Source organism: Deltaproteobacteria bacterium, from assembly GCA_016183235.1.
GTDB lineage: Bacteria > UBA10199 > UBA10199 > DSSB01 > JACPFA01 > JACPFA01.
In genome coordinates, this window is record JACPFA010000026.1 from 146,347 (window position 1) to 171,982 (window position 25,636).

A 25,636-nucleotide genomic window follows, 5' to 3' on the forward strand; every position below is an offset into this window, starting at 1 on the left:
TAAGCATACTGAAGTCATTCTGGCCCGTGTGGTTGTTGGCCGCGGGGGGTCTTTTGATAATGTTTTTGGCCTTTCTCAAAGCCCTGATTCGCATTGAAGTTTGTGGTTATATTACCACCGCACTGTTTTTGGGCGCTTTGTTTGGTTTTGCTGGTCATTTAACGAATTTTACGCAAGCGAGCACCTCTTTTCTCATCGTCGATCCTTACGGGAGTTTTTTGGCCATCGTTATTTGTTTAGTGGGTGCGGTGATTAGCATGCTCGCCATTTCTTATTTTAAACGACAAGAAGAACGCATTGGCGAAATCTTTTCGCTACTTTTATTTTCAGCCGTGGGCATGTGCCTCATGGTGATGACCACTCATTTATTAACTTTGTTTATCGCCCTTGAGGTGATGAGTCTTTCGCTTTACGTGCTGGTGGGCGTGCAACGGCAGGCCTTTATTTCAAGTGAAGGGGCTTTAAAATATTTTGTCTTGGGGTCGGCCGCCAGTAGTTTTTTATTATTGGGGATCGCCCTGTTTTATGGGGCTACCAATAGCCTTTCGGTGCAAGGTTCATTGGGCGTGACGTTAGTGAAGCCTTTTGATTTATATTTGAAATTGGGCATTGTGCTGTTGATCTTGGGCTTTGCTTTTAAAGTAGGGGCGGTGCCGTTCCATTTTTGGACCCCCGATGTTTACACCGGGGCGCCTTATCCCATCACCGGGTTTATGGCCACCGGGGTTAAGGTAGCGGCCTTTGGGGCCCTGCTTCGCGTCTTGCAATACACCTTCAATCTTTTTCCCGTTCCTTCGATTCGTTTGGTCACCCTCTTAAGCCTTGCCACCATGATTGTAGGTAACTTGGCGGCCTTACGCCAAACCAATCTCAAACGCATCTTGGCCTATTCTTCGATTGGCCATGCAGGTTATTTACTGTTAGGCGTGGTGGCCTATTTAAGTCAATTGCAGGGGCAGGCGGCTGGAGATGTTGGCCCCATCCTTTTTTATCTCTTAACCTATTGCCTCATGACCTTGGGAACTTTTGCGATTTTAAGTACGCTCGCCAAAGGATCTGAAGAGGCCGTTGAGCTGAATGACTTAGCCGGCTTAGCAAGCCGCAAACCTTTTGTAGCTGGGCTTTTGGCGATTTTTCTTTTTTCGTTGGCCGGTCTGCCCCCCACCGTGGGTTTTGTGGGTAAATTTTATTTGTTCAAACAGGCGGTGATGATGGGCCATGTTTCGTTGGTGGTAGTGGCCGTTCTTACTAGCGCGATTTCTTTTTATTATTATGTGGCCCCCATTGTGGCCATGTATTTTAAAACTGGTGACAAGGTCACCATCACCTGGATAAATCCCCTGGCTCTCACCTTAGTGGCTATGTTAGCCTTAAGCATATTGTATTTGGGAATAAAACCTTCCCAATATTTGGTGTTAACCAATATGGCTTTCATGGCAACTAACCTATGATCAAAAATTTAGATGAATATTTGGAAATGCAGGCCAATCGCAACGAGGTGGTTGGCTCCTGGGGCTTCAGTTCTAATCTCAATTTTACTCGCATGAAACCTGAAGAAACCAATATTTGGTTTTTTGAACAGGTGTTTAATTTTTTGCGGTCGTTTTTTGGGCTCGTGGTTCCTGATTCGATGGAAATTATAACTTACAACGCGACCAAACAAGTCAAACGCCAAAACCTCGATCAACAAACTTTTTTAGACGAGCTCATGCTGGTGATGAAAGGCCTCAAACAGCACCTATGGACCATTCGCCTTAATCTCAATATTGTGGGTTTTTTACGCACCAAGAATCGGCCCGACGATCCGGTGCGATTGCAAATCAAAGAGCCTTGCACATTTATTGTTTGGGGTGGGCCCGATGAATCGGGCTTTCAATCATTCTCCATCACCTATAATTTGTTTTCCACCACCATCTTAGATGGCGAAGACCAAATGCTGTGGTCGATCAATCAACCGGTTTTAGAAAAGGCCCTGCGCAAATGGGAACAACAAACGGGCCAACGGATTAATGTGGTCGATAGCAATGCGGCCCATGTGCCGGTGAACCGCTATGGTTTTGGTGCCCCACGGCGCCCCACCCCACCCCCTCCACCGCCGCCATCTCAGACACGTGGCAAGGCCCCCGTTGCCTTTGAAATGGCAGATGACGAAGCCTTCAAAGCCGAGCTTAAAAATCAAGACCTGCCTGAGCTAGAAGACGAGCTGCTAGAAGATTGGGAAGACATAAATGACGAAGCCCCCGAGCCTGGACCCGATGAACCCAACGAACCCGCTGATTCAACCAAGAAAAAAGACCCCTTTGATTTTAGTTAATCATTGGCTGGTTGATCGATGGCGACGAGCAATGCGACGTTCAGGTTCTGTGGGGGGTGGCAAGTCATAGGGCAAAGGCGGCACACAGGTGATAACAGGTTCAGGCTCGTATTCTTCTTGAGATTTAATAGGTTCCCCTTCCCATGCATCAAGCTTAACCAGTTCACAACCACAAGGTTGTTCTTTAAAATTTCCCTCTTCATCTGTTGTGCCGGTGCAGTCGAAGCCGACGGGGAAGGTAAGGCAACCACCGAGTACCAAGTTAGGCTCATCAACCTCGGGCGGGTTACTTAGGATACCTATCAATTGTAATGGAATTAGCTCTAGAGAACGAGTCTCTCCATCCTTCGGGTAAGTCTTGTAGCGACCTGCATGACAAACCCTAACGTCACTATATTCTTCGGTAGCACACAAAACAGTCAACAATTTTGATTCTCTTGTAAGATAAAAACCTTTTATAACATTATCTTTATAGCCACCTTCTCCACCAAGGGGAGTCCCATTTCTAAAAATGGCCACAGTACCATCTTGTCTTTTAACTCTAAACTCTGGAGCATCCCGTAATGGGACATATTCGCCCTCTTTTGTTTGGATAAAATATGAAAGATTGGTCCCAGGGGTCGGATCAAGTTCAAATTTAGGACCCACAACTAAATCTTTTAACCCATCTCCATTAATGTCAGTCATAACGTAGGATCGATTAAAACTTGCAGAATCAAAAAGACTATCTAGCCATCCCATAAAAAACTCCTTAAAGCGATTACCCCATTTGACAAAGAATTATCGGGCAATGGGCATTTTTGTTGCCTATTATATAAAAATTTTGGCTTTTATGAATAAAAATAGAACTAATATGCATATTTATATGTGATTTTTCCCGCATATGCACTTGACGCCGCGCGCTTTTTCTTGTCATCCCTGCCCCTGCCTACGCAGGAGTAAACTCCGGCAGGGATCCAGTCTTTTCAAACACCTCTGGATTCCCGCTTTCGCGGGAATGACAACGGTGGCGTTAAGTGCATGTGCAGGTGATTTTTAGTAGATGAAAATTTGTAGGGCCTTTTTAAACTTGTTCTGTTTTTAAATATTGACTATGCTTAGGGGGTAAGCATATGATGAGATATGGCAAAGGTTTTTAAACCAACTAAGCTGATTTTTCAAAACTGGGGTAAACAAGGGGGAAAGATCCGAGCGCGTCAGCTTTCGGCTGAACGTCGTCGGGCCATTGCGGTGCAAGGGGCTCATGCCCGTTGGGGTAAAAAAGCTCACTTACTTCCACCTAGCGTTCGGCTTTCCAAACTTGAGTGGAATAACCCAGTTTATCTTGAAGAGATACTTTCAGAAGGTTCCTTAGAGGCTTGGCGAGAGTTGTATCGTCAGTTATACGACCAACCTTTTGGGCCCGCGGCATTAGCCTTAAAAAAAGTTTTGGCCTCAACAAAAATTTACGGCATTACTCCCTTGTGGGAAGGGCTTTTAAAGCGAGTCCAAGGGGAAGTTTCTGTATGAATAAAAAATCCAGTAAAAAGTCTCTAGCTAAACTTCCTGAATGGGAAAAGTTGCTTTCAGCGCAAATGATCTTTCAATCCCATTTCCCTGAATGTATTTTAGTGGGTGAGACGGCAGATGCCGATTATGTCGTTTCCGATTTGAAAAAACGGTTTGCAAACATTCTTCAAGCCGTAGAAAAAGAGGCAGGATGGCACACTAAAAGGTTAGAGCCGCCCGTGCTCATCCTTGGGCATTTTCAGGGAGTAAGAACAGGCTTAAGGCAACTCATTCGAGCAGCCCCCCTTGAGACAACCCTAGTGCGAGGGTTAAGAATTCCGACGGTAGAAGAGATGCTTCGCATCAAGGCTTACTTGATTGTACGGCGTAATACCACCCGGGATTTCATCGATTTTTTAGCTCTTTTTGATCAAATGGGCACCACCCAAGCCTTACAAGCTTTGGGTCCTTTAGATCGCCTCTATCCTCAAAAAGAGGGAAATTCCATCAGTCAACAGCTAGCTCTTCAATTAGCCGAACCCAAACCCTGGGATCTCTCCGCGACAAACTTAGGCCATTACAAAGCACTTAAAGCCCCTTATACCGATTGGAAGGAAGTCATTCGCCGCGCTTATGCTATGGCCCAGGCCATCATGCTTCATCAATTGTAATTAGCTAGTACTGTTTTTCGACGCAACCTATTTTTCATCCAGCCGAGCTAAAAGCGCTGTAGTGTTTTAACTTTTAAATAGGCTGTCATCCCCGCGAAGGCGGGGATCCAGCGCTTAACCCTACTTACAGAACTGGATCCCCGCTTTCGCGAGGATGACAGAAAACATACTATTAAAAAGTTAAAATACTATGGCTTATTCCAATGATCTGTAATGCTTCAGTCTTGCAGGGAGAGCGCTTGGGTTGTTGAGGAAGCCATCGCGGAAGCGGCGGGGCCCCCATGCGGGCTAGCCGGCATGGAAAGCCGGTTATACCGGAAGGCTTCCGTGCCGGCTAGCCCCATGAGGGTCGCCGATGGAGCGCGGCTGACGAAATAACCCAAGCGCTCTCCCTGCAAGACTGAAGCATTACAATAACCTTTAATTTAAAATGTCGGGGGGCATCATGAAGGCAAAATGGTTGGTGATTTTTCTTTTACTCGTTGGTTGCGGTGGTGAAAATAATGTGCCGCTAGGGGATGAGACAATCCCTAAAGACGAAACTCCTAAAAAAACAACCGATACAGCTACAACTTCTGGCGATACAGGCTCTGACACGGGTTTGCCAGACTGTGCCCCGGGGGTTTTTGTCAATTGCGTGCCTACGGCTACACCAACTCCAAGTACTATACCCACATCGACACCGACGGTAACCCCAACCCCCACTCCACCGCCTGCGACCGCAACTCCCAAAATTTCTCCAACCCCCACACCTACGTCCACGGCTGTTCCTACTCCCACCCCAGTCGTGCCTCCTTCTGGGAATGGCTCATTGGTTGATTGGATTAAAAACTTTGATTTTAAAAATCCCCTGGGGGCCAAAAATATCAAAGACCTTGGCCCGCTCATTCAACCTTGGGAATTGAAACCCCCACACTGGGACATTATCAATGACCTTATCAAGAACAGCCCCTCTTGGTGGCAGCCCAAACCTAAGACCACGTGGCATATTCAATTTCAAGGTGATTTGGATCTTGAGCGTCAAGTAGCCATGTATGACATTGATTTGTGGGATTATAAGACCGAAGAAATAGCCTATTTAAAAAATCGGGGGGTGAAGGTGATCTGCTATTTTAGTGCCGGTTCTTGGGAGGATTGGCGCCCGGATGCGGGGGACTTTCCCGAAAGTGTGAAGGGTTTGAGCAATGGTTGGGAAGGCGAACTCTATTTAGATATCAGTAAGCTCGATATTCTAGGCCCCATCATGAAAAAGCGCATGGATTTGGCCCTGCAAAAAGGCTGCGATGGTATTGATCCCGATAATGTGTCGGGCTACGATGACAGCACGGGCTTTGCACTGCATTACCAAGATCAAATCACTTACAATAAGTTTTTAGCCGAAGAGGCCCACAAGCGAAATCTTGCGGTGGGGCTTAAAAACGATCTTGAGCAAATCAAAGATCTATTGCCCTATTTTGATTTTGCCATCAACGAGCAGTGCTTTGAATATCACGAGTGTGATGTTTTGTCTGATTTCATCGAGGCGAACAAGGCCGTGTTTGGGATCGAATACAATACTCCCAACGAGCAATTCTGCCCTCAGGCTAACGCGATGAGTTTTAGCTTTACGAAAAAAGAATCGGGTACCATGGATGCTTGGAGCCAAGACTGTTTTTAGGTTTTGGCTTCGAGTTCAATCCGTGGAAATAAGGGTGAGGCCTCGCCCAGCTGGTGGGGGAGTTTGATGTTAGAAAAGGTTTCTACTTCCTCAAAGTTATGTGGGACCGGGAATTTAAGTTGGGCAAAGATTTTATCGGAGGTGTGGGGTAAAAAGGGCCTTATATAGGTGGCAATCAGTCTTAGGGCTAGAACTAATGTAACCGTAAAGTCTTTTAGCCGTTCTGCTTTGCCCTGTTTTTTTAAACTCCAAGGTGCCATGTCATTAATATATTTGTCGCATTGCGAAATAAATTGCCAAAGACTAGCTAAGGCTTGGTGAAAATTTAAATCCCCATTTTGATAATCCATAAGTTCATGAATGCGTTTTCCCGCTTCTAGCCCATGACGGTGTAGTAAATCATAATCAAGGTTTTCGGTTTCAGCGCGACCATTTTCAATCAAGCCATCAAAATATTTTTTAGCCATGCCTAAGGTGCGATTGAGCAAATTCCCTAAATCGTTGGCTAGATCACTATTGTAACGTTTAATAAAACCTTCCCAGGTGAAATTGCTGTCTGCGCCAAAACTCGATTCACGCAATAAATAATAGCGCAAGGCATCGGGCCCATATTTTTCGACAATTTCCATAGGGCTAACGATGTTCCCTAAGGTTTTACTCATGCGCTCCCCTTTTAGGTAAACAAAGCCGTGCCCAAAAATAGTTTTAGGTAAAGGCAACCCTGCACTCATGAGCATGGCTGGCCAAATGATGCAGTGAAAACGCGTGATATCTTTGCCAATCACATGAATATCGGCTGGCCACAGGGTTTTAAAAAGGTGATCGTCTTTTTCGCCAAATTTAACGGCTGCTAAATAATTGACCAGGGCGTCAAACCACACATAAATGAATTGTTTTTCATCGCCGGGCACAGGCACGCCCCAATCACTGCCCGAGCGGCTAATCGAAATGTCTTCGACCCCTTGTTCAATAAAGGCAACAATTTCGTTACGGCGAATTTCGGGTAAAATAAAATGAGGGTGCGCCAAAATATGTTGCTTAATAGAATCGGCATAATGAGAAAGTTTGAAAAAATAATTATCTTCTTTAAGCCATTTTGGTTTGGCTTTGTGGGCAGGGCACAAGCCATCCACCAAATCTTTATCTAAATAAAAGGCCTCACAACCTTCACAATACCAACCTTCATACGAGCCTTTGTAAACATCGCCTTTTTTTTGCAACAGGGTAAAGAGTTTGAGGGTTGCAGTTTTATTGCGGGGTTCGGAGGTTTGAATGAAATCGTCAAAGCTAACCCCTAAATTTTTCCAGGTGGCAATAAACTTTTCTTTCATGCTGTCGCAATAGGCCTTGGGGTCTAGGTTTAATTCGAGGGCTGCTTTCTTGACCTTGACCGAATGCTCATCGTTTCCCATTTGAAAGTGAACCGAGTCACCCAACATGCGATGGTAACGAGCCAACACATCGGCCCCAATTTTTTCATAGGCCGTCCCCAAATGTGGCAGGCTATTGGGGTAGTCAATGGCGGTGGTGATGTAAAATCTATTCATACTTTTATCGACGATAACAAATATTCCATAGTGAGCATAGGATTTAAATTAACGCCTGCCAAGCGTTGCACGCGAGTGATCTTTTCAGAAAAATCCATCAAGGCAAAGCAGCGGCGTTCTTTTAAAATTTGGGATAAATTAAAAAGTAACCATTGGTAAAAACTTTGTGGGTGTTCACAACTTTTAAATAGGGTGCAAAAATCTATCAGTTCTTTCCACTTTATCGTTTCAGGATGATTAAAAAAATCTTTCCAAATAGGATGTTGCAAAAATTTAGTATTGGCTAACCAGCTTAAAATAAGCCCCGGGCTCCCCAAGGCAAGCCATGATTTTGGAAACTTTGGCAGGGGTTCATTAGAAGTGGTTTGCGAAAAAATTTGTTCGATCTCTTGGGCGCTTAAAGGGGAAAAGTAAATTTTTTGGCAACGCGAGAGGATGGTCGTGGGTAAACGATGCGTGGCATGGGTGGTGAGGATAAAATAGTGATGGGCGGGTGGTTCTTCTAAAATTTTTAACAAAGCGTTAGCCGCCGATAAGTTCATGGCATGGGCATCGGGTAAAAAAAAGATTCGAGCCCTCCCTTCATAGGGGGAGAATTTTAAATGCGGCATCCACTGACGAATCGTATCGATTTTAATGAACTGGCCTTCCCGTTCGGCAGTAAAAAAATCGGGGTGTTGGTGCAGTTTAAATTTTTGACAGGCTGGGCAATGACTACAGGCCTCATTATTTTGCGGGCTATGGCAAAGTAACAATTGGGCTAAGCTTTTAGCGACCAATGATTTGCCAATGCCTTCGGGGCCAAGGAAAAGGCTGGCATTAGGATAGGTGCCCGCACGGATCCGCTCAGTGAGGTTTTGCCAAATTTTTGTATGTCCGAGAAACATAGGCAATCCGAAATAGCATCGTTTCTGTCATTGCGAACCCCTTGAGGGGTGAAGCAATCTCTTCTGTTTAACCGGTGAGATTGCCACGCCCGTTGGGCTCGCAATGACAAAATCACATGCCTCAGGATGACAGTTATTTTAATTTCGACATCACAACTTCTCGAATTTTCTTCGCAAGTTCTGCTTGGGGTTGTAACGCATCAAACACAATCACGCGAGTGGGTTCTTGTTTAGCAATTTTTAAAAACCCCTGGCGCACTTTTTCATGAAAGCCAAGCGCTTCTTTTTCAAAACGGTCTTCACGACTGTCTTGGCTAACATTGCGTTCTTGGGCACGGCTCAGGCCCTGATCAACCGGACAATCAAGCAGGATAGTTAAATCAGGTTTGAGATCGCGGTGACTTAAGTGGGCCAATTGTTCAAGCTTGTTGAAAGCATGGCCTCGGGCATAACCTTGGTAGGCAATGGTCGAGTCGCTAAAACGGTCGCAGAGTACAATTTTACCGGCTTGCAATGCCGGCTCAATCACTTTTACCACATGCTCGCTGCGACAGGCCTCATAAAGTAAAAGCTCGGTCATGGGGTCGATTTGGTTATTGGGGTCAAGTAAGACATGGCGAATTTGATCGGCCACCGCTGTGCCGCCTGGTTCGCGGGTGCAAACGACTTCATGTTTTTGTTGGAGCAAAAATTTTTCGAGTAGATGAATTTGAGTCGTTTTGCCACAACCTTCAATGCCTTCAAAGGTGACGAAATAACCTCGCTGAGTCATAGTCTAACCTATCGCAAATGAACATATTTGGACAAGCCTTCTGTTATGGGGAGAGATTGCTTCGGCATCATGGATCCCGGATCCCCGGATCAAGTCCGGGGCAGGCTCGTCCGGGATGACGGCATTGCGTCATCCCGGGCTTGACCCGGGATCCATATACGACAAATAAAAAAGGCCGATGGTTTTGCCACCGGCCTTTTTTGGAAGCTTATTATGGATCCTCCGATCAAGTCGGAGGATGACAATGAGCTTAGAAAGCGTAGGAGAAAGAACCCACGGCTGCATGGGTTAACGCATTACTTGCAGCACCAGCGGGCAATTGATAATCTAAACGATATTCAAGGCGGAACTTTGCACCATCGGTGATGTTGTAGCCAACTCCGACCGTGCCACTGTGAACCTGTTGATCGGCCCCCGTGTAGAATCCACCGGCCCCAGCCGCACTCAAGTTACCTTCCCAATCATGGATGTAACCATAGCTACCATAAACATCCCAGGAATCATTGATGAGGTAGTCGAGGGTGAGGAAACCAGAATAGGCCTTGTTGTTTTTACCAGCCCCAACTTTGTTGTCTTGGCGATAAGCGCCTTCGGCCTGGATTAAGAGTTGCTCAGTGACATACCAACTTAAATCAATGTCACCCATGAAGGTGAGGTGTTTCATCAAGGCGGGTAATTGACCACCGGCATAACCACTCAAACCAACCGTACTTCGGTGATCTTCATCACCCCAGTTGTAACCCAAACGGAAACCACCAGAGGGAATTATCCCACCAAGTCCGCCGCCGGCTGCCGTGCTGACGGTATCAGCGATGTTGTTAACCACATAGAGTTGCATGTCGAAAGAATCGTTGATGCCCCAGAACAATTTAACACCCGTTCCATTGGAGGGTAACAAACCAAACACCGTTGGGTAAGAAATGGTGACGTTGTTGATGCGGTCAACGGAATAAACACCGATGGGAACATTGAAACGCCCCACGATGATTTCGGCATCGAGGATGTTAAAGCCAATATAACCTTGTTCGAGCACAAAGGCGGTAGCGGCTGCAAAGTCTGAAAAGTTGGAACCCAGGGCTGCCGAACCAAAGTCTAAATCGGCGCGAATTCGAACCTTATCGCCCCAAGATTTTTGTAAGTTGAGTTCAACTTCATCAAGATAAAAGTTGAAGGTGTCGCGATTGGCAGTCCCAACGCCGCGTTCAGGAATGGCACCAATGGTGGTTCCAAGGGCATTAGAATCGTTTTTCTGCCAACCAAAGAAGGTGGTTACATTACCACCGAGTTCAAGACCTTCTTCGGCTTGGGTAGTCGAGCTGACAAAACCCACGGCGAAAAGGGCCAATATAAGATATCTCCATTTCATTGTTCTCTCCTTTTTAATTATGAAGGGTGTGCACTAAAACCCGTGGCAAGGGTTGAGGCTAAGGGCACTGATAAACTTGAGCCGGAATATACTTGTTTAAAAAAAACATGCAAGCGAAAAACTGACCTAAATCATATAAATTAATATTTAAGAATCAATTGGTTAAGAAACCAGATAGCCTTTTAGAATTGCCTTTAATCAAGGCGGAAACAAAATTGCATCCGGAGGCGTACTCGCGTAATAGGCAAACTTCAGCCAGTGGCTGAAGGCAAACTATTTAAGCGTATAAGCTCTTGATCCAAGCTAGCTGTACGTCGAGGATGCAATTTTGTTTTCAACGCAGAGTAAAGGCAATTATGAAAGGCGATGTAAAGAAAAAGCCCGGGTGAATCTTTCGACTCAACCCGGGCCTCTTAGTGTTTCCGCTCGATTAAGCTAATAAACTAGAAGTGATAAGCGAATTCAGCAGCAGCACCGTGTACCAAGCTGTTGGTGGCGGCACCAGCAAACAAGGACCAGTCACCGCGATATTCAATCTTTAACTTGGCACTGTCAGCGATTTGGTAGCTGAAACCAGCCGACCAATCGATGATTTGTTGATCGGTACCGGTGTAAACCGCAGGTGGGTTAATATCATGCAACCAACCACCGCGGACATATCCACCCCAAGCATCGCTGAAATTATAAGCAGCGAGTAGGGTCCCGGCCATGGCTTTGTGGTTTTTAGTACCCGCAAAACCGTCGGCAGGAAAGCGATTGTCTTGACGATAAATGAATTCGCCAGCCAAGGTGAAGCTATCGTTGATAGCCCAGGTTACATCTAAGTCACCCATAAACGAGAAATGCTTGTTGTGGGTAGTGACTTCAGACGAACCAGCACCAGACAAACCAATGCTGCTTTCTTGGCCTTCTTCGCCCCAGTTAAAACCTAAACGAAGACCCGCACCGGGAAAGGCAGACTCAGTCCCTGCAGCGCTGGAAATCGTGTCTTTTAGGTTGTTAACCGCGTACACATGCAAATCGATCATGTCATTAAAGGCATAATAGAGTTTGGCACCTGTGACGTTGTGTGGCCTTAAGAAGCGATAGACGTTTGAGAAAGACACCGCGATGTTGTCTTGACGATCAACCGATTCAACACCCATGGGGATATTGAAACGACCCACCAATAATTCCAAGCCATTACCGACAGGAATGTTAGCGGTTACATAACCCTGTTCAAGGGCAAATGCCCCAGCCGAGCCAGCACCACCGGTCCCTGGGCCTTGGAAATCAAGGTCAGCACGGATGCGGATGTTTTCGCCAAAGGTCTTAGAAAGATCGACTTCGACCGTATCGACGTAGAAGTTAAAGGTGTCACGACTCGCAGTAGCTACACCACGCAGGTCACCTAGTTGGCCCGTACCAGCCCCGGCATCGGCAGCTGAATTACAGGCTTGGCCTGCTGGGGTAGCAAACCCGTTAGGGCAGCTAAAATTGCCCGCTACATTGGCATCATCTTTCTGCCAACCGATCAAGGTGTCGATGGCACCGCTAATTTCAAGCCCACCTTCTTCAGCGAAGCTGGCACTTGGCGCAAGCGCTACAACGAGTGCAGCAAACAGTGCGACTTTCTTCATTTTCTTCATTGGGTTCTCTCCTTTATTAATGTAAGAAAGATTAAAAAACGACCTCCCAAACGAAGGTTGCGTTTAAAACTAAATTGTGGCTTTACGTTGCTTTAGGTCACCCCAGGTACAAGTAGGTCTACCAAAGCTGACGCCAGTGTAATTTAGCAAATCCACTTCGTCAAGCAAATGTTTTGTACAAAAACTATCAGTAAAACCTGGTACCTACGGGTTGCCAAAGAGCTGGCAAAGGTCTATGTAATGCGGCGCGTTAAAGCAAGGAAAATTTTGAACGGTCTGTCATTGCGAACCCAGCAGGGACCCTCTGTCATTGCGAGGGCAACAGCCCGAAGCAATCTCACCGGTGAGGCAGAAGAGATTGCTTCACCCTGCTGGGTTCGCAATGACAGAGAGTCCCCGCTGGCCTCGCAATGGCAGGGTCGAAACAATGACAAGTCGATTTCTATGAATCTATATTTTCCAGAAACATTGGAACCCCTTTTAAAATCGTACCTAAAAGAAACCTTTGGCAATAAATCCTTGGACTATTTTGCCAGTGGGGTGGGGCCGCTTTCCACTTGGTTTACGGAAGAGCGGGGGGACATACCGCATCATTATTATAACCAACCTAAATTGCGTTCGGGGTATTTGCTTTATTTTTTGCCCATCAATTTTGCAAAAACGGCCTTTGTTTTGAACCAAATCCCTGCTGCAGAGGTGTTGCCCAAACATTTAAAAGTTTTGGATTTAGGTTCGGGGCCGGGCAGTGCAGGATTGGCCGCACTCCACTGGGCCAGAAATTATGGATATACGATTGAAGATATAACCTGCGTGGATTGGTCGCCGCAAGCTCTGCAAGATGCAAGACAGCTGCTGCAGGGCTTGGCCAAGCCTGCGACCCCCACCCTTCACACCGTCCGTGGGAACTTGCAAGAAGTGCGGGTTAAGGGAAGGTTTCATTTAATTCTTTTGTCCCACGTGCTCAACGAATTCAAAACTCCAGCGCTTAAATTAAAATTTGTGCTTAGGGTATTAGAAGCTAATTTGGAAGAAAATGGTTTGTTGGTTTTGATTGAACCCGCCTTGCGCCAAACCACCCGAGATTTAATGCAAGTGCGGGATCAATTATTAAAAGAGCATGGCTATGGCTGGCAGGCCTTGGCCCCTTGCCTGCATAACAAACCCTGCCCCATGTTGGCGGCCACCCGCGGAGATTGGTGCCATTTTTACGTGCCATGGCAAGAACCGGCTTATTTAAAACAGGTGGATCGAATCGTGGGGAATGACAATCGGTTTTTGAAGGTGAGTTATCTTATCCTTGCGAACCATCATCTGTCATTGCGAGGTCAGCAGAGGCCTTCTGTCATTGCGAGGTCCTCTGGCCCTCTGTCATTGCGAGCCCAGCAGGGCGCGGCAATCCCATCGCTTAAACAGAAGAGATTGCTTCACCCTGCTGGGTTCGCAATGACAGAGAATAAAAGGCTCGCAATGACAGAACGCCCCGACTTGCCTCGCAATGACACAGAAGCCTTGGTCGTTAGTAATCAAATGAAAACCCGCGGTAAAACGGAGGTATTGGTTTGCAACGCTGCGGGGTTGACTCGGGTGAGTAGGCTCGATAAAGACCAAAGTGAGGAAAATGAGGATTTAGGGCGTATTTATCGGGGGGATTGGGTTGAGGTGCCAGGTTTAAAAAATCAGCCCTACTGGGTGGATCAACTCTTGCGTTTGGGAAAAGATGGGGCCATAAGAAAAAAAACGAGGAGGACCTGATATGAAAAATATTATTCAATGGGTTACGTCCCACGGCTTGACCGGGGGATCAAGTCGGGTAATGACAGTTATGGTGTTGTTATTATTGGCCACTACGAGTTATGCCCTTGACCCCTATGCCCCCAAAGAAAATCGCAATTTGGGTTTTTTGAGTGTGACCACACCTCTGCCCGATTCCGATAAAATTACCGCAACCCATGTGGGCACTGGCAAACAATATTCTTTAAAGTCCGGCGAAGTGATGCATGTGCCGGTGGGAGACTATCAAATTCAAGTGCAGTTGCAGAACAACTCCGAGCAACGCAAGACCAAAGTACTTTCCACCGAACGTAGCGATGTGATCATTGTGGGCTATGGTAATGTTAAAGTAAGTGCGATCGATGATGCCAAGGTGGAAATTTATCGGGCCAATGGAGGGGCGTCAGTTGGCCAATGCAAGCCTAATGCAGTTTGCACGTTACCTTCGGGGACTTATGATGTGGAAGTGCGGGGGAAAAATTGGAAGGTCAAAGACACCGTGACGGTGGTGACCAATACCACGCGCGAAGTTGTCGTTAAGTAATTTCATGTCATTGCGAGCGAGCATCGTTTGCGAGCGTGGCAATCTTCCTTTTTATTCTGCCATTCATCTGCAATTAACGCCACGTCTTTTCAAGGTAGGGAGAGGCCAAGTGAGAGCCCGCGCCCGGTCGGCCTATGAGGTCCTCTGTCATTGCGAGGAGTTTGCGACGAAGCAATCTCCTCGGTTTAACCGGTGAGATTGCTTCGCCCGTTGGGCTCGCAATGACAGAGGCCCTCCGGAGCCTGTCCTGAGGCCTTGCGAAGGAGCCGACCTTTAGCGCTAAAAGGCTCTCCCTTGACCTCTCCCTACCTTGAAAAGACTTCTCTACAAATATTTTAAGAAAAATTCTACTAACCAGTTGGCTGTATGGGCTACAGATTGCGAGGGTTATGGAGCGAGACAAGGAAGATGAGCAAAAAGCGCGGAGGCGTAGCCATAGTGCGGAGCCTGCCCTGAGCGGTAGCGAAGGGCTGAGCACTTTTTGTGAAATCTGACGCAAGCCGCAGCCCATAAACCGAAGTAAGCTGTGGCCCATACAGCCGACTGGTTAGTAACTACGCAGTTGGTCGATTAGGGCTTTTAGGTCGGGGGGGAGGGGGGAATTGAACTTCATGGGTTTTTTGGAGACGGGGTGGTGGAAGGCTAAAAAGTTGGCGTGGAGGGCGTGGCGGTTGAGGCCGTCGTCTTGACCATAAACGCGATCGCCTATGATGGGGTGGCCCAGGGAGGCAAGATGCACGCGCACTTGGTGGGTGCGGCCGGTTTGGAGGGTGGCTTCGATGAGTGTTGCGTTTGGATAACGTTCGACGACCTGATAATCGGTAATGGCCGAGGGGAGGCCCGGTTGATTTTTAGAAGCCGTGATTTGGCGGCGCGGGTTGGTGGGGTCTTTTAAAATAGGGACTTGAATACGGCCTTCGGCTTTGCCCATGCGGCCGTGCACGAGGGCTAAATATTGTCGCTCAATAGAGTGGTTTTTAAATTGTTGCGAGAGGGCATTGGCCCGTTTGCTTTTGGTATAAACCATGAGCCCGCTTGTGCCCTTATCGAGCCGGTGCATTAAACCCAAATAGTTATGTGGGCTACCCGATTGCCGTTTAAGGTAGTCGTTGATGTCATCCACTAAGGTTGAGCTAGTGGTTTGGGCAGTGCGCTCACAAGCCACCCCTGCGGGCTTTTCAACCACCAAGAGGTCGGCATCTTCATAATAAATTTTCAAAAATCTTTTGCGACTCGGAGATTTTTTTTCGATGGTTTCGTTGGGGGCAAAGATTTCAAAGACGTTATCGGTTTGAACTTGCCATCCGGCCATCAAGATTTTTTTCTTTTTTAAAAAAACCCGGCCGGCATCGAGCAGGCTTTTGGCTTGTTTGCGGCTAATCGCGAGTTTTTCTTTTAGAAAAAGGTCGATCCTTTTGCTATCGTCTTTAGGAGTCACGGTAAGTTTTTGCATAAATACTTTATGTCATTGCGAACTCAGGGCGGGGCCTTCTGTCATTGCGAGCCTCCTTCGCAAAGCCTCAGGACAGGCTCTGGGCGTGGCAATCTCACCGGTTAGACACAGAGAGATTGCTTCGCCCTGCTGGGCTCGCAATGACAGAGGGACCTCGGGCTCGCAATGACAGAAGGCCTCTGTTGGCCTCGCAATGACAGAGGAGACCATGAATGGGCTCGCAATGACAAAATCCTTCGTTCAGGGTGACATTTATAGTATGTTCTCTGCCATGTCTTCCCATAAAATTGCTTTCATCGCTGATCCGTTGGCTAATTTCAACCCCAATAACGAAACGACGCTGGTATTAATGCGCGAGGCCCTTCGGCGTGGGTTTGAAATTTATCACACCGAGCCCAAGGATTTGTTTTGTGAAAATGGCAAAGTGGGGGCGCATTTTTTGCACCTGGCGATCATGCCTTTCAAGCCCAAAGAATCTTTTTATCAAATTTTGGCCAAAGAGCGTTGTTTTTTACAAGACATGGCCGTGGTTTTTTTGCGCAAAGACCCGCCCTTTGATGAACGCTATTTACAGCACTTGCAATTGTTAATGTTAGCAAGGGGTCAGGTCACGATGATTAATGATCCTGCGGGCATCCTAGGGGCGGCAGAAAAAATTTTGCCTTTGCAGTTTCCCGAGCTTTGCCCCCCTACGGTGATATCGGCCGCAGCAGAAGAATTGATGGCGTTTATTACTCAAAGGGGCAAACCCGTTGTGCTCAAGCCCTTGGGGCTATCGGGTGGGGCTGGGATTACCTTATTGCAAGATCAAGACCCCATGGTGCAACGAGCCTTTTTGCAAGCCGCAACCTGCAATTTTACCCGGGCCGTGGTGGCGCAGGTCTTTTTGCCCGGAGTCAAGGCTGGGGATAAGCGCATTATATTATGGGATGGAGCCATATTGGGCTTGTTTAATCGGATCGCCAAACCGGGCGAGTTTCGTAGCAACCTCCATGCCGGGGGGCGGGCCGTGGCCAGCCGCTTAAGCCCCGAAGATCAAAAAATAGTCGACACGGTGGGGCCCGAGCTTCTCAAAATGGGTTTGCGTTTTGTGGGATTAGACGTGATTGCGGGTTTCCTTACCGAAATCAATGTGACCAGCCCCATGGGACTAGCGGAAATTAATGGATTTTATGGGGGCGCCGTTGAAAGAAAAATTTTTGACACAATTTTTGCCTAAATTTTAGCCATGACGCATAAAGGTATAAAATTTAAGGGTTTTTTAACACAAATTTCATTCCAACCTTCGGCTCCTTGCCTTGTTTTTTTCAGCAAAATAGGTTAGTTTTATATTGATATCTTGGCGGGTTCGTATAGAGGTAACCGATCATGAAGGCCAGGGCAAACACCATTCAAAAAGGTCGGAAGAAAAAAGTATGGGCGCGAGCTTTAGCCAAAGCACCCCATGCTTCGCGTTACCTCACCGGGGTTGTGGTAAAGGTCAGCCCCAACCTGCATTGGGTTTATCCTTTCTTGCGCAAGGCCCAACAAAAAATGCCCAATTTGCTTTTGCCCAAATACATTCGTTCGTATCGACCCTCGCACACGCGAGTCATGCGCGTGTTGGGCAATGCTTATTTTCAAAGTAAGGTGGTGGTGTTGGCCACTCACACGCAAACCACTTATCTAGATAAAAAAGGCAGACTCAAAATTGGCAAAGTGGTGCGTTTGCCAAAATCAAAAATTCTCGACACCCTGGCTCACGAAATTGCTCATCTCAAATACGACGACCACGGCTACGAGCACGACGAATACACGCGGATCATTTTTAAAACCTTTGGGTTAAAAGAAAAATGTCCGCATTGTAGGGGCAGTGGTAAAATCGATACCGAGCCCAAACCCTAACGGGGACCTCTAAAAAGGACCCATCTGCGGCGTTGCCCGCAAAGCCGCGATCCTCACGTATTTCCATATACGCTCCGGTCGCGTCTTTGCGGGCGCCTTACATCTGGGCCCTTTTTAGAGGTCCCCAAGAAATCAAATTATTAGAAATACTCTGATGACACAGCACACTTGGCTCGTTTATGAAAATCAGCACATCTTAGCCGTTAACAAACCAGCTAGGTTACCTTCGCAGCCTTTATCAGCTGATGAAACTCAAACCATGGTGGGTTGGGTCACCGCTGTTTATCCGCAATTGCGCGGGGTGGGGGATAAGCCACTCGAAGCGGGGTTGTTGAATCGATTGGATATTAAAACCAGTGGGTTGTTGCTGTTTGCCAAAGATGCAACGACCTATCGGGAATATTTTAAATTACAAAAAGCAGGCAGGTTGCGCAAAATTTATCATGCGGTGGTGATGGGGAGGGTCGAGCAGCCCGGTGAAATTAATCTGCCGCTTAAAGCCACGGGGCCGCGAGGGATGAAGATGAAGGTAGATTCCAAACGGGGGAATATAGAGGCCAAGACCCGTTATTGGCCTGAAAAAATTTTACCCGATAAAACTTTGTTGCGGGTAGAAATTACCCAAGGGGCGCGCCATCAAATTCGTTGCCACTTGGCTTTTTTGGGGCACCCGGTGTTGGGGGATGAGCTTTACGGGCAAGTGATTGAAGGTGCCAGGTCGTTTGATTTTTATTTTTTGCATGCAACAGAGGTGCATTTTCCCAAAGAGTGGTTGCAAATTCCAGGGGCGAAGATTGTAACGCCGTATCCTGAAGGGTGGCAGGAGGTTTTAATCTTTTAGGGCGTCGTGAATGCCAAAGGGGTTGGCGTTGATGGATAAAAGACCTACAAAGGTTTGATGGCCATCGCCATAAAAGCCCACGCCTGCAGCCACGGCTACCACTAAGGCATCTTCCCAAAGGGCAAGCCGGCCTGAGGCCAGCAGGTGGGCACCGGTGTCATTGAGATTTTGAATATCTTTGAGGCTGCCGCCCGGGGGAAGCAGATCTTCTAAAGATAAATGGGCTACTTCCACGCGCCCCCCAACATCGATACCTGCGATATCGGTGAATTTGACAACATGATAAACTGAAAAAGCGCCAATATCCATAGCGCCACTTTCGCCTGATTCGCCAAAGGCATCGATCATGCTAAAGCCATGCCGAAGCCAGAGATGGGCGTAATCGAGCTCCAAGGCGAGCAAGGTGTTGTAGCTGGTTTCAATACGATAGAAGGCCCCCAACGTCAGCCCATTGCCGTAAATTTTAGGGGGGATCCAATTGGCTTCGGGTGCTATAAAGCGGGTTTCAAAGCCAGCATTAAAACCATAGGGTCGAGCGCGAGCGGCGATGTCTGAATGGTCAGGTGATCGAGGGGGAGAAGGTGGTTGCGGTGGTGCCAGACACACATTAAATGCACCGCGGGGATTTGTAGGTTCGCCCATAAAAATGGCCTATGCAAGGGGTTTGACGTATTGCGTTATATGGGGGATTCATCGCTGGATTGGGGAATTGGTTGCGGGGATTTTGTAAAAATTTGAAAAGACTTTTCCAAGACATTTTGTAGCAACTAATCTTGGAACTGGGCGAAGAAATTGCCGATTTGTCAGTGTGGGGGGTTTTAATTAAACTAGAGGGTTCAATCATGGCAAACGATTCGTTATCATGGGTCCCTGCCTTCGCAGGGATGACATCTGTTTTGGATTGGTTAAATTTTTCTTGGCCTCATGCGGATGCACAAAGTGCACCGGCCCCGGCGATTCCGAAATTACGCAAGGTTGAAGGGTCGTCGTGGATCCCCCGATCAAGTCGGGGGATGACGCTGACATGGAATGTGAGTCGCTATTCAAGAGGCCCGGTTGCTTATGGCCGTATCGTGGTGAAAGATTCGCGACCCCAACATGAAACTCTGTGGATTTTAAAACCCCATATCGCGGTGGCTGAATTTGTTGCCGGCATGATCCCGTGGGCTTGTAGTGATAGCGATTTGCCTGCGCAGCCAGGTGAGCCGGTGGTGCCATCGGTCAACCCACCGCCTACCGATAATCCACCCGTGGAAGCAGGCGGCGATGTTGGGAGGTTGCAAAATAACATTGTTAAAAGTTTAAGTGATTTTTGTGCAGAGCCTGCTGATCTTGATACTGCAAGTGCTAGCGAAGTGGTGGCCACTTGTGGTGATAAAACAAAATTAGCGGTGGTAGGCCCAGCAACGACCGATGCAGCCAGAGAGATTGCGTTACCTACTGAGTTGGCCCCAGCCATAGGAGCGGGTTCGCCAAAGGTTGCGGTTTTTCCTACCGCCACTTACGTTAATCCAGATTATGAAGAACCTAGCAGTGGAGAAAAAATCGCGTTGGCCTATGTGGGGTTTACTCAAGGGCTTGATGCAGCAGATCCTAGCAAAAATTATTTTCTAGCTTCAGGGGTACACAGTGTGGCCCTGGGGTCAGGTGAAACCGAGACGTCGATCTTATTTGACACCGTTGATGCCAGTGGCCCGGGTGGGGCAGGTCAGGTGACCGATAATACAGGCAATGGTGTGGGAGTGTTTACGCCCAATCGGCCCACGGCTTTATTTGCCGTGCAAGTGCCGGTGGAAACGGCCGCAGGGGAAGAACCAGAATTTCAAACTCGTTTAGTCGTGGCAACGGCTAACCCTCGGGGCGAAATCGATGGCACGCCTATTTTAGGACCTGGCACCTTTCAATTGATGACCGTGTCTAATGGTTTTGCGGTGCCAGCCGATGCTAGTGCTTTTGGTGAAAACAGTTATCGTTTGCCCAAGGCTCAATTTGATAGCTCAGGTGCCTATGTTCCGCCGCCGGCTGATGGCAGTGTTGACGCTGCGAATCTTTCCGCAACGGTTTTCGTGGGGGATTATGGATTGGTAGGCGGGGCCGATATGGGTGAAGGTAATTTCTTTTTGGTGGCCCAAGAAGGTGAAAGCCTCTCATTATGGAATGCCAAGGCAGAACCTACCGCAAACATCAGCCTAGGGTTTAGGCCATCCGCACAAAGCAATGTGCCGGTCATTGAAAGTTTCAAAGGTGTTGCAGGAAAATACGCGGTGTTGGGCACTGCAGATGCCTCGGGCCGGGTAATTTTGCTAAACCTTGACGACTCGAGCCAACAACCCGTGGGTGTATTTGAAACGGGGAATATTCAAAGCATCGCGCTGTCGCCCGATCAACAATATGCCTATGTGATGAATGCCGACGGCGAGGTGCGGGTGTTGACTTTAGCCGATGGCAAGGTTTCTACCCAGACCTTTGAATTTGCCAAGAGTGGCGGGCCTTGTCTTACCTTAGCAAAGGGCCTGGCCTGCTTTACCGCAGAAGGCCTAGCCTTTGCGCCTTTTGGTAATTGAACAGGGATCGGTTCAAAGATTTTTAACAAATCGCCGAACGTCTTCATGGTTACCTAGTAAAGAAAAAACAACTTCGTCTTTCCCCATAATCCACACGGTCCTTAATTTATCGTTGACGCGTGCCTCAAATACCCCCTCGTGTAGTTTTTTGATTCGCAAACCAAATGAAGCTTTTTGGGTTTCAAAATAAGTTTTTATCAACTTATCGGTTGCGATAATGAGTTCTTGATCTTTTGCATTGAGCTTATCAAACGCCTTAACAAAGCTTGATTTGTAGATGAACTTCATTTTTTCTTACGTTTTTCAAGGAACGAAATGCTTGAGGCGGCAGTATTAAAAACCACATCGCCAGTTTTGTCTTCTAAAGCCCATTTTTTGAATTTTTCCCATTGAGCAGGGGGGATCTTTTCTTCTACCGTGACGACCACCGGGGTCATAATCAGTTTGTTACCCTTGACCTCAATATCAAAATACTTTTCTTCATCGGCAGAAAACCCCAAACTTTCTAGGGCTTTTTTAGGTAGGGTGAGCTGATTTTTGCTAGTTACTTTAGTCAGCATGTCTTGTATCCTTACTTTCTAAAGTAAGGATACCTTACTTTTTGATTAAGTCAAGCTTCAATCTCTAGATTTAAATGGAAGATTCCATTTAATCCGAAACAAAATTGTTATTGTGCCGATGAACTCTTAATGGGAATGGGGGAGTGTAAGAGTTAAGGGGTCTTTACCAAGGGGTTTTTATGGCACCGCCGGGGGTTAAGGGTGATCTTCCAAAATTTCAATGGGTTAAAAACTATTGGCAGCGCTGGGCCGATGGTGAGGTTACGAATAAAGATTGCCTGCCGTTGGACTCACAGAAGCGCCAGGCCTTGGCTAAAGCAGGGGTTAAATTAGACAAGCCGTTCCAGATTGTTGAAATTCAGGCCTGCCATATTGCCAAGTATGAGGCCTTGCAAAAGATCGATGAACGCTTAGCTGCCTTGGGGTTTTTACCTCCTGGGGTGAAACCTTGGCGTTTAGATTCTACACCGAAAACACAAGATTCAAGAACCAGACCTGAAGTTCCACCCGCAGAGCTGCATCCGCTCATTGGGGCCAGGATTTTATTGCCTAGTGCTAGCGATAGGTCGTGGCGTGATGGGCAAATTGTGATGGAACGAAGCGATTCTCAAATGGTGGACGGGGTTAAACTGGCATTGCCGCAATTTCGTATCACGGTGAGCACGGGTGGGGATGTGACCATATTGACCCCGAAGGGGGCTGAAACGTTGCCAGGGATTAACGGTGTGATTGAAGACTTGCGTTGGCGGGACACGCAAGAACCAGCCCAATTTAAGGGTCATGCCATGTTAACTTCTGGACAAATGGGTTTAGATCAAAACCTACTGCAGATCGAATCGGGTTTGTGCACCTTGGTGACTCAAAGCGGGGAGAAGACTTCGTGCCAGGAGCCTTCAAAAGCCGCCTTGGCCTGGGGGCATTTTGTCGATGATTACCTGAGATTGACCGGGGAGATCGCAGTAGCAGGGATTGGCCACTGGCTTTTGAAAAAATTGCCTTTTATTAAAAAAGTTTATGTTCCGGTGGTCAATTTTGTGAAGGGTTTTACGTATCGAATTTTGGGGATTCGGCCGAATATTTTTATCGAACTTAAAACCACCATTGTGGCCAAATGGGCTGCGCGGTTGAGTGGCCTGCGAAAAATACCGGTTTTGGGAAGGCCGCTCGCTTGGGCCTTTCGCAAAATGGCGGTGCGACTTGAATTTAGCGCCCGGGCTTCGGTGACTTTGAGTAAAGCACTGTGGCAAAGCGGTAATTTGCGGGCCTTGGGTTGGGGGGCTATAGCCGGGCATGCCTATGATGAAATTTTGGGCGGTTTGGGAGTTTCGCAAAATAATGTGGCGCGCAAATATGGCAAGTGGGTGGTGGTGGCCACGCCCTTGGTGGATGCGGCCTTTTTCAAGGGTAGGGCAACGCGGTTTGTGGGGAAGCAGGTGGCAAAGATAGGGGAAAGAGTAGTGGGGAAAGCCCTATTGGCAAGGGCTGGCGGATGGTTGGCCAGACGATGGTTGGCCAGACGTGGGTTGGTGGCTGGGGCTGGCAAGCTCATCCCGATTGTGGGATGGGCAAGTTTAGCTGCCGAGCTATCTTGTGAGGCTTATTTTTCGGGATATGAAAAAGATGTTCATGCGAGGGTGTTGGCGATCAATACCGAGGATCTTTTTCCGTTATTTTTACCCATTCGTTGGATAGGAAACTTTTTTCTAGGTTCGGCCAATGCTGCCGACATTGCCGCTGAATATCCAGAAATTACGAACGCCGTGCTAGCAGAAGATCGTAAAAAATCGCTGGAGGTCTTGGCAGGTTTGCGCGGATGGTTGCCGCAGGTTATTGCGAGTGACCCTGAAGCACCATCAAACTATTTTGACCCAACCAATCCCGATGATTATGCGCGACTCTCCTTTGGTTTTTTAGAAACTAAGCAAACCTTAGAATTATCTGAAGTGTTACTTGTCTCAACGATATTGATTAAACAGCAAGGGGGTGTGGATCTGGAGGCTGTTTTAGCCGATTACGAGATGACAGAACAGCAAGTGATGGATCTTATTTGGCGTTACGAAGTGTATAACCTGCAGCAAGGGATTGCCTATCTGCATTGGGTGGATCAACCGGTTAACGATTGGGCCCGCGAGGCCTTTGATCAAGAAGGCCGTCTAAATGAAGGCGGTAAGGCGGTTTTGTTGAGCAGGTTAGTTCCGGAGGTTGTGGAGAATCCTTACTATACCGTTGAAGAACATGCCCTTTTGCAACGCAAACTCATGGTTACGCAGGCATTTTTTTATGGCATGGAAACGATTTATGGCAAAGACGCCAGGGCCGTGGCGCAGGCAGCGGGGGTGATTGACCAAGCAGGTAGGGTCTTGGCCACCGAGGCCTTGGAAAATTTAATGCACCCTATGGTGGAGGCGGTAGTGAGGGGGCAGGAGGTGGAGATCGATGAGGCGTTACAGGGTAATTTATTAACCCTCTTTGTGCCCAGTTACGAACGGGCAAAGCAGGCCTTAGCGGATAGCGAAAAGGGTTTTGCAGGGGTTTTGCAAGAAGTGAAAGGGGATTGGGAACGGCGTAAAGCAGAATTACAAGGGGAATTGAAAAACATTGAACACACGGATGCACTCGAGGCCCAATGTGTTGCTAAAATGACTTTGTTGGAAGGCGAGTTGTTGGCGCAAATGAATTTCCAAACTTTAGAAGATTTGATCCATTCAGGGATGAGTGAGGCTGAGCTACGCAGCCCGGGCAATGTGTTGGCCGATGATAAGACCTATCAAACCTTTCAAGAATATTTAAAATTGCAATTGATTTTGGGGTTGGTTGACAGCCGAGCCATGGATTTATTGCCGGCTGAAAAGTGGCAGGGAATTTCAGATGCTCGCACAACGTTAGATGAACGTTATTCTAAAAGAGCGGCCATTAATCAGAAAATGCAAGTGTTGGAAAGATTAGATACGGATATTTTAAAAGTTTCTTTAAGCCTCTATCATAGCGCAGCCAACGAGCTGCAAGCCCAACATAAAATGTTGGCTAACCTGCAAAGCAGTGCCGAAGATACTAGCCTACAAGTGAAAGACATCAATGATCGAGTTCGCAAGCAAGCAGAAGTTTATGCCGGCATGTTGGACAAGCTGGGGGGTGATGAATGGTTGCTTGGCAAGTTGATTGTCCGATACACGCCGGTGGCAAAGGCTGAAGCCGAATATGGGACGTGGCGCAGTTATTTGCAGGCATTGGGGTATGAAGGGTTGGAAGAAGAAGGGAAACAGGGGGATAGAGAGATGCGTGATTTATTGGAGGCCTTTAAGGCGGCGAGCGAAATGCCGGAATGAAGCAACTAATGGCCTTTTGGGTCGAAACGAGTGTCATTGCGAGCCCAAGGTCCCTCTGTCATTGCGAGGCCAGCAGGGCGAAGCAATCTCTTCTGCCTAACCGGTGGGATTGCTTCACCCTGCTGGGTTCGCAATGACAGAGGGCCCTGCTAAGCTCGCTCGCAATGACATAAAGGGGTAAGTTAACATGAACGATAAGTTTGACATTACGAAAAGCCCGCTGTGGAACGGCGTTGCTGATGAAACCGGCCGCGGTCTCGATATTCGGTTTGCCGATTGTTCGGTTTATACCGAGGCTGATATCGCCTTCACACCAAAAGGAGACCCCGTCCTTCCGGCGCAACAACGAGCCCTATGTGAGAAC

At 47.6% G+C, this 25,636-nt stretch carries 23 protein-coding genes; 13 read left to right on the forward strand and 10 right to left on the reverse strand.

Going from position 1 to position 25,636, the window contains the following annotated elements; all coding sequences use genetic code 11:
• Nucleotides 1-59 precede the first annotated feature (59 nt).
• Nucleotides 60-1,451 carry an NADH-quinone oxidoreductase subunit N gene (locus tag HYU97_06625; GenBank protein ID MBI2336420.1) on the forward strand — a complete coding sequence of 464 codons (1,392 nt, stop codon included), beginning with the start codon at nt 60-62 and terminating at the stop codon, nt 1,449-1,451.
• Complete coding sequence (locus HYU97_06630; GenBank protein MBI2336421.1) at nt 1,448-2,314, forward strand: hypothetical protein; 867 nt, start codon at nt 1,448-1,450, stop codon at nt 2,312-2,314. The genes HYU97_06625 and HYU97_06630 overlap by 4 nt, the downstream gene beginning before the upstream one ends.
• Here the strand turns inward: HYU97_06630 and HYU97_06635 are convergent, their stop codons facing one another.
• Nucleotides 2,315-3,055, reverse strand: coding sequence for a hypothetical protein (locus HYU97_06635; GenBank protein ID MBI2336422.1), 741 nt, complete (start codon nt 3,053-3,055; stop codon nt 2,315-2,317). It abuts the gene before it with no gap.
• A 381-nt stretch (nt 3,056-3,436) separates the two neighbouring features.
• Between HYU97_06635 and HYU97_06640 the strand changes: the two genes are divergently transcribed.
• From HYU97_06640 to HYU97_06650, 3 genes are all read left to right on the forward strand, one after another.
• Complete coding sequence (locus tag HYU97_06640; protein MBI2336423.1) at nt 3,437-3,823, forward strand: hypothetical protein; 387 nt, start codon at nt 3,437-3,439, stop codon at nt 3,821-3,823.
• Nucleotides 3,820-4,473 (forward strand): hypothetical protein, encoded by a 654-nt coding sequence (locus HYU97_06645; protein MBI2336424.1) that lies wholly within the window; start codon nt 3,820-3,822, stop codon nt 4,471-4,473. Before HYU97_06640 ends, HYU97_06645 begins: the two co-directional genes overlap by 4 nt.
• A gap of 445 nt (nt 4,474-4,918) precedes the next feature.
• Entirely contained in the window at nt 4,919-6,130 is a 1,212-nt protein-coding gene (locus tag HYU97_06650; GenBank protein MBI2336425.1) for an endo alpha-1,4 polygalactosaminidase, read from the forward strand.
• On the opposite strand, the gene metG is transcribed toward HYU97_06650, so the two are convergent.
• The 5 genes from metG to HYU97_06675 form a co-directional block, all read right to left on the reverse strand.
• On the reverse strand, nt 6,127-7,677 hold the full coding sequence (metG, locus tag HYU97_06655; GenBank protein MBI2336426.1) for a methionine--tRNA ligase: 1,551 nt from the start codon (nt 7,675-7,677) through the stop codon (nt 6,127-6,129). The two genes, HYU97_06650 and metG, sit on opposite strands and share 4 nt — an antisense overlap.
• Nucleotides 7,674-8,564 carry a DNA polymerase III subunit delta' gene (gene holB / locus HYU97_06660; GenBank protein MBI2336427.1) on the reverse strand — a complete coding sequence of 297 codons (891 nt, stop codon included), beginning with the start codon at nt 8,562-8,564 and terminating at the stop codon, nt 7,674-7,676. The genes metG and holB overlap by 4 nt, the downstream gene beginning before the upstream one ends.
• 133 nt (nt 8,565-8,697) lie before the next feature.
• Nucleotides 8,698-9,336, reverse strand: coding sequence for a dTMP kinase (locus HYU97_06665; protein MBI2336428.1), 639 nt, complete (start codon nt 9,334-9,336; stop codon nt 8,698-8,700).
• 250 nt (nt 9,337-9,586) lie between these two features.
• Nucleotides 9,587-10,702, reverse strand: coding sequence for an outer membrane beta-barrel protein (locus tag HYU97_06670; protein MBI2336429.1), 1,116 nt, complete (start codon nt 10,700-10,702; stop codon nt 9,587-9,589).
• A 443-nt stretch (nt 10,703-11,145) separates the two neighbouring features.
• The gene (locus tag HYU97_06675; GenBank protein MBI2336430.1) at nt 11,146-12,330 is read right to left on the reverse strand and encodes an outer membrane beta-barrel protein; all 1,185 of its coding nucleotides are present in this window, start codon (nt 12,328-12,330) and stop codon (nt 11,146-11,148) included.
• A gap of 444 nt (nt 12,331-12,774) precedes the next feature.
• Here HYU97_06675 and HYU97_06680 point away from each other — a divergent pair, with 444 nt between their 5' ends.
• Together HYU97_06680 and HYU97_06685 are read left to right on the forward strand one after the other, a co-directional pair.
• On the forward strand, nt 12,775-14,082 hold the full coding sequence (locus tag HYU97_06680) for a methyltransferase domain-containing protein (GenBank protein ID MBI2336431.1): 1,308 nt from the start codon (nt 12,775-12,777) through the stop codon (nt 14,080-14,082).
• Between the two features lies 1 nt (nt 14,083).
• On the forward strand, nt 14,084-14,644 hold the full coding sequence (locus HYU97_06685; protein ID MBI2336432.1) for a hypothetical protein: 561 nt from the start codon (nt 14,084-14,086) through the stop codon (nt 14,642-14,644).
• A 547-nt stretch (nt 14,645-15,191) separates the two neighbouring features.
• Here the strand turns inward: HYU97_06685 and HYU97_06690 are convergent.
• Nucleotides 15,192-16,097 (reverse strand): RluA family pseudouridine synthase, encoded by a 906-nt coding sequence (locus HYU97_06690; GenBank protein ID MBI2336433.1) that lies wholly within the window; start codon nt 16,095-16,097, stop codon nt 15,192-15,194.
• A gap of 259 nt (nt 16,098-16,356) precedes the next feature.
• On the opposite strand from HYU97_06690, the gene gshB reads away from it, so the two are divergent.
• The 3 genes from gshB to HYU97_06705 all read left to right on the forward strand — a co-directional run bounded on the left by gshB (nt 16,357) and on the right by HYU97_06705 (nt 18,822).
• Nucleotides 16,357-17,316, forward strand: coding sequence for a glutathione synthase (gshB, locus tag HYU97_06695; protein ID MBI2336434.1), 960 nt, complete (start codon nt 16,357-16,359; stop codon nt 17,314-17,316).
• A 149-nt stretch (nt 17,317-17,465) separates the two neighbouring features.
• Nucleotides 17,466-17,981, forward strand: coding sequence for a hypothetical protein (locus HYU97_06700; GenBank protein MBI2336435.1), 516 nt, complete (start codon nt 17,466-17,468; stop codon nt 17,979-17,981).
• 154 nt (nt 17,982-18,135) lie between these two features.
• Nucleotides 18,136-18,822, forward strand: coding sequence for an RluA family pseudouridine synthase (locus HYU97_06705; GenBank protein ID MBI2336436.1), 687 nt, complete (start codon nt 18,136-18,138; stop codon nt 18,820-18,822).
• Here HYU97_06705 and HYU97_06710 read toward each other — a convergent pair.
• Nucleotides 18,811-19,464, reverse strand: coding sequence for a hypothetical protein (locus HYU97_06710; GenBank protein MBI2336437.1), 654 nt, complete (start codon nt 19,462-19,464; stop codon nt 18,811-18,813). The two genes, HYU97_06705 and HYU97_06710, sit on opposite strands and share 12 nt — an antisense overlap.
• Nucleotides 19,465-19,595: 131 nt before the next feature.
• Between HYU97_06710 and HYU97_06715 the strand changes: the two genes are divergently transcribed.
• Nucleotides 19,596-21,386, forward strand: a complete 1,791-nt coding sequence (locus tag HYU97_06715; protein ID MBI2336438.1) for a hypothetical protein — start codon at nt 19,596-19,598, stop codon at nt 21,384-21,386.
• A gap of 12 nt (nt 21,387-21,398) precedes the next feature.
• Here HYU97_06715 and HYU97_06720 read toward each other — a convergent pair whose 3' ends face one another.
• Together HYU97_06720 and HYU97_06725 are read right to left on the reverse strand one after the other, a co-directional pair.
• Entirely contained in the window at nt 21,399-21,674 is a 276-nt protein-coding gene (locus HYU97_06720; protein MBI2336439.1) for a hypothetical protein, read from the reverse strand.
• Complete coding sequence (locus HYU97_06725) at nt 21,671-21,946, reverse strand: AbrB/MazE/SpoVT family DNA-binding domain-containing protein (GenBank protein MBI2336440.1); 276 nt, start codon at nt 21,944-21,946, stop codon at nt 21,671-21,673. Before HYU97_06725 ends, HYU97_06720 begins: the two co-directional genes overlap by 4 nt.
• A 179-nt stretch (nt 21,947-22,125) precedes the next feature.
• Here HYU97_06725 and HYU97_06730 point away from each other — a divergent pair, with 179 nt between their 5' ends.
• Nucleotides 22,126-25,272 carry a hypothetical protein gene (locus HYU97_06730; GenBank protein ID MBI2336441.1) on the forward strand — a complete coding sequence of 1,049 codons (3,147 nt, stop codon included), beginning with the start codon at nt 22,126-22,128 and terminating at the stop codon, nt 25,270-25,272.
• 187 nt (nt 25,273-25,459) lie between these two features.
• A partial coding sequence (locus HYU97_06735; protein ID MBI2336442.1) for a hypothetical protein occupies nt 25,460-25,636 on the forward strand: 177 nt, incomplete at its 3' end.

Bases quoted from the DNA above. Each gene is read 5' to 3' on its own strand.
- HYU97_06625 (MBI2336420.1), top strand. From the start codon at position 60: ATGTTTTTGGCCTTTCTCAAAGCCCTGATTCGCATTGAAGTTTGTGGT.
- HYU97_06630 (MBI2336421.1), top strand. From the start codon at position 1,448: ATGATCAAAAATTTAGATGAATATTTGGAAATGCAGGCCAATCGCAAC.
- HYU97_06635 (MBI2336422.1), bottom strand. From the start codon at position 3,055: ATGGGATGGCTAGATAGTCTTTTTGATTCTGCAAGTTTTAATCGATCC.
- HYU97_06640 (MBI2336423.1), top strand. From the start codon at position 3,437: ATGGCAAAGGTTTTTAAACCAACTAAGCTGATTTTTCAAAACTGGGGT.
- HYU97_06645 (MBI2336424.1), top strand. From the start codon at position 3,820: ATGAATAAAAAATCCAGTAAAAAGTCTCTAGCTAAACTTCCTGAATGG.
- HYU97_06650 (MBI2336425.1), top strand. From the start codon at position 4,919: ATGAAGGCAAAATGGTTGGTGATTTTTCTTTTACTCGTTGGTTGCGGT.
- metG (MBI2336426.1), bottom strand. From the start codon at position 7,677: ATGAATAGATTTTACATCACCACCGCCATTGACTACCCCAATAGCCTG.
- holB (MBI2336427.1), bottom strand. From the start codon at position 8,564: ATGTTTCTCGGACATACAAAAATTTGGCAAAACCTCACTGAGCGGATC.
- HYU97_06665 (MBI2336428.1), bottom strand. From the start codon at position 9,336: ATGACTCAGCGAGGTTATTTCGTCACCTTTGAAGGCATTGAAGGTTGT.
- HYU97_06670 (MBI2336429.1), bottom strand. From the start codon at position 10,702: ATGAAATGGAGATATCTTATATTGGCCCTTTTCGCCGTGGGTTTTGTC.
- HYU97_06675 (MBI2336430.1), bottom strand. From the start codon at position 12,330: ATGAAGAAAATGAAGAAAGTCGCACTGTTTGCTGCACTCGTTGTAGCG.
- HYU97_06680 (MBI2336431.1), top strand. From the start codon at position 12,775: ATGAATCTATATTTTCCAGAAACATTGGAACCCCTTTTAAAATCGTAC.
- HYU97_06685 (MBI2336432.1), top strand. From the start codon at position 14,084: ATGAAAAATATTATTCAATGGGTTACGTCCCACGGCTTGACCGGGGGA.
- HYU97_06690 (MBI2336433.1), bottom strand. From the start codon at position 16,097: ATGCAAAAACTTACCGTGACTCCTAAAGACGATAGCAAAAGGATCGAC.
- gshB (MBI2336434.1), top strand. From the start codon at position 16,357: ATGTTCTCTGCCATGTCTTCCCATAAAATTGCTTTCATCGCTGATCCG.
- HYU97_06700 (MBI2336435.1), top strand. From the start codon at position 17,466: ATGAAGGCCAGGGCAAACACCATTCAAAAAGGTCGGAAGAAAAAAGTA.
- HYU97_06705 (MBI2336436.1), top strand. From the start codon at position 18,136: ATGACACAGCACACTTGGCTCGTTTATGAAAATCAGCACATCTTAGCC.
- HYU97_06710 (MBI2336437.1), bottom strand. From the start codon at position 19,464: ATGGGCGAACCTACAAATCCCCGCGGTGCATTTAATGTGTGTCTGGCA.
- HYU97_06720 (MBI2336439.1), bottom strand. From the start codon at position 21,674: ATGAAGTTCATCTACAAATCAAGCTTTGTTAAGGCGTTTGATAAGCTC.
- HYU97_06725 (MBI2336440.1), bottom strand. From the start codon at position 21,946: ATGCTGACTAAAGTAACTAGCAAAAATCAGCTCACCCTACCTAAAAAA.
- HYU97_06730 (MBI2336441.1), top strand. From the start codon at position 22,126: ATGGCACCGCCGGGGGTTAAGGGTGATCTTCCAAAATTTCAATGGGTT.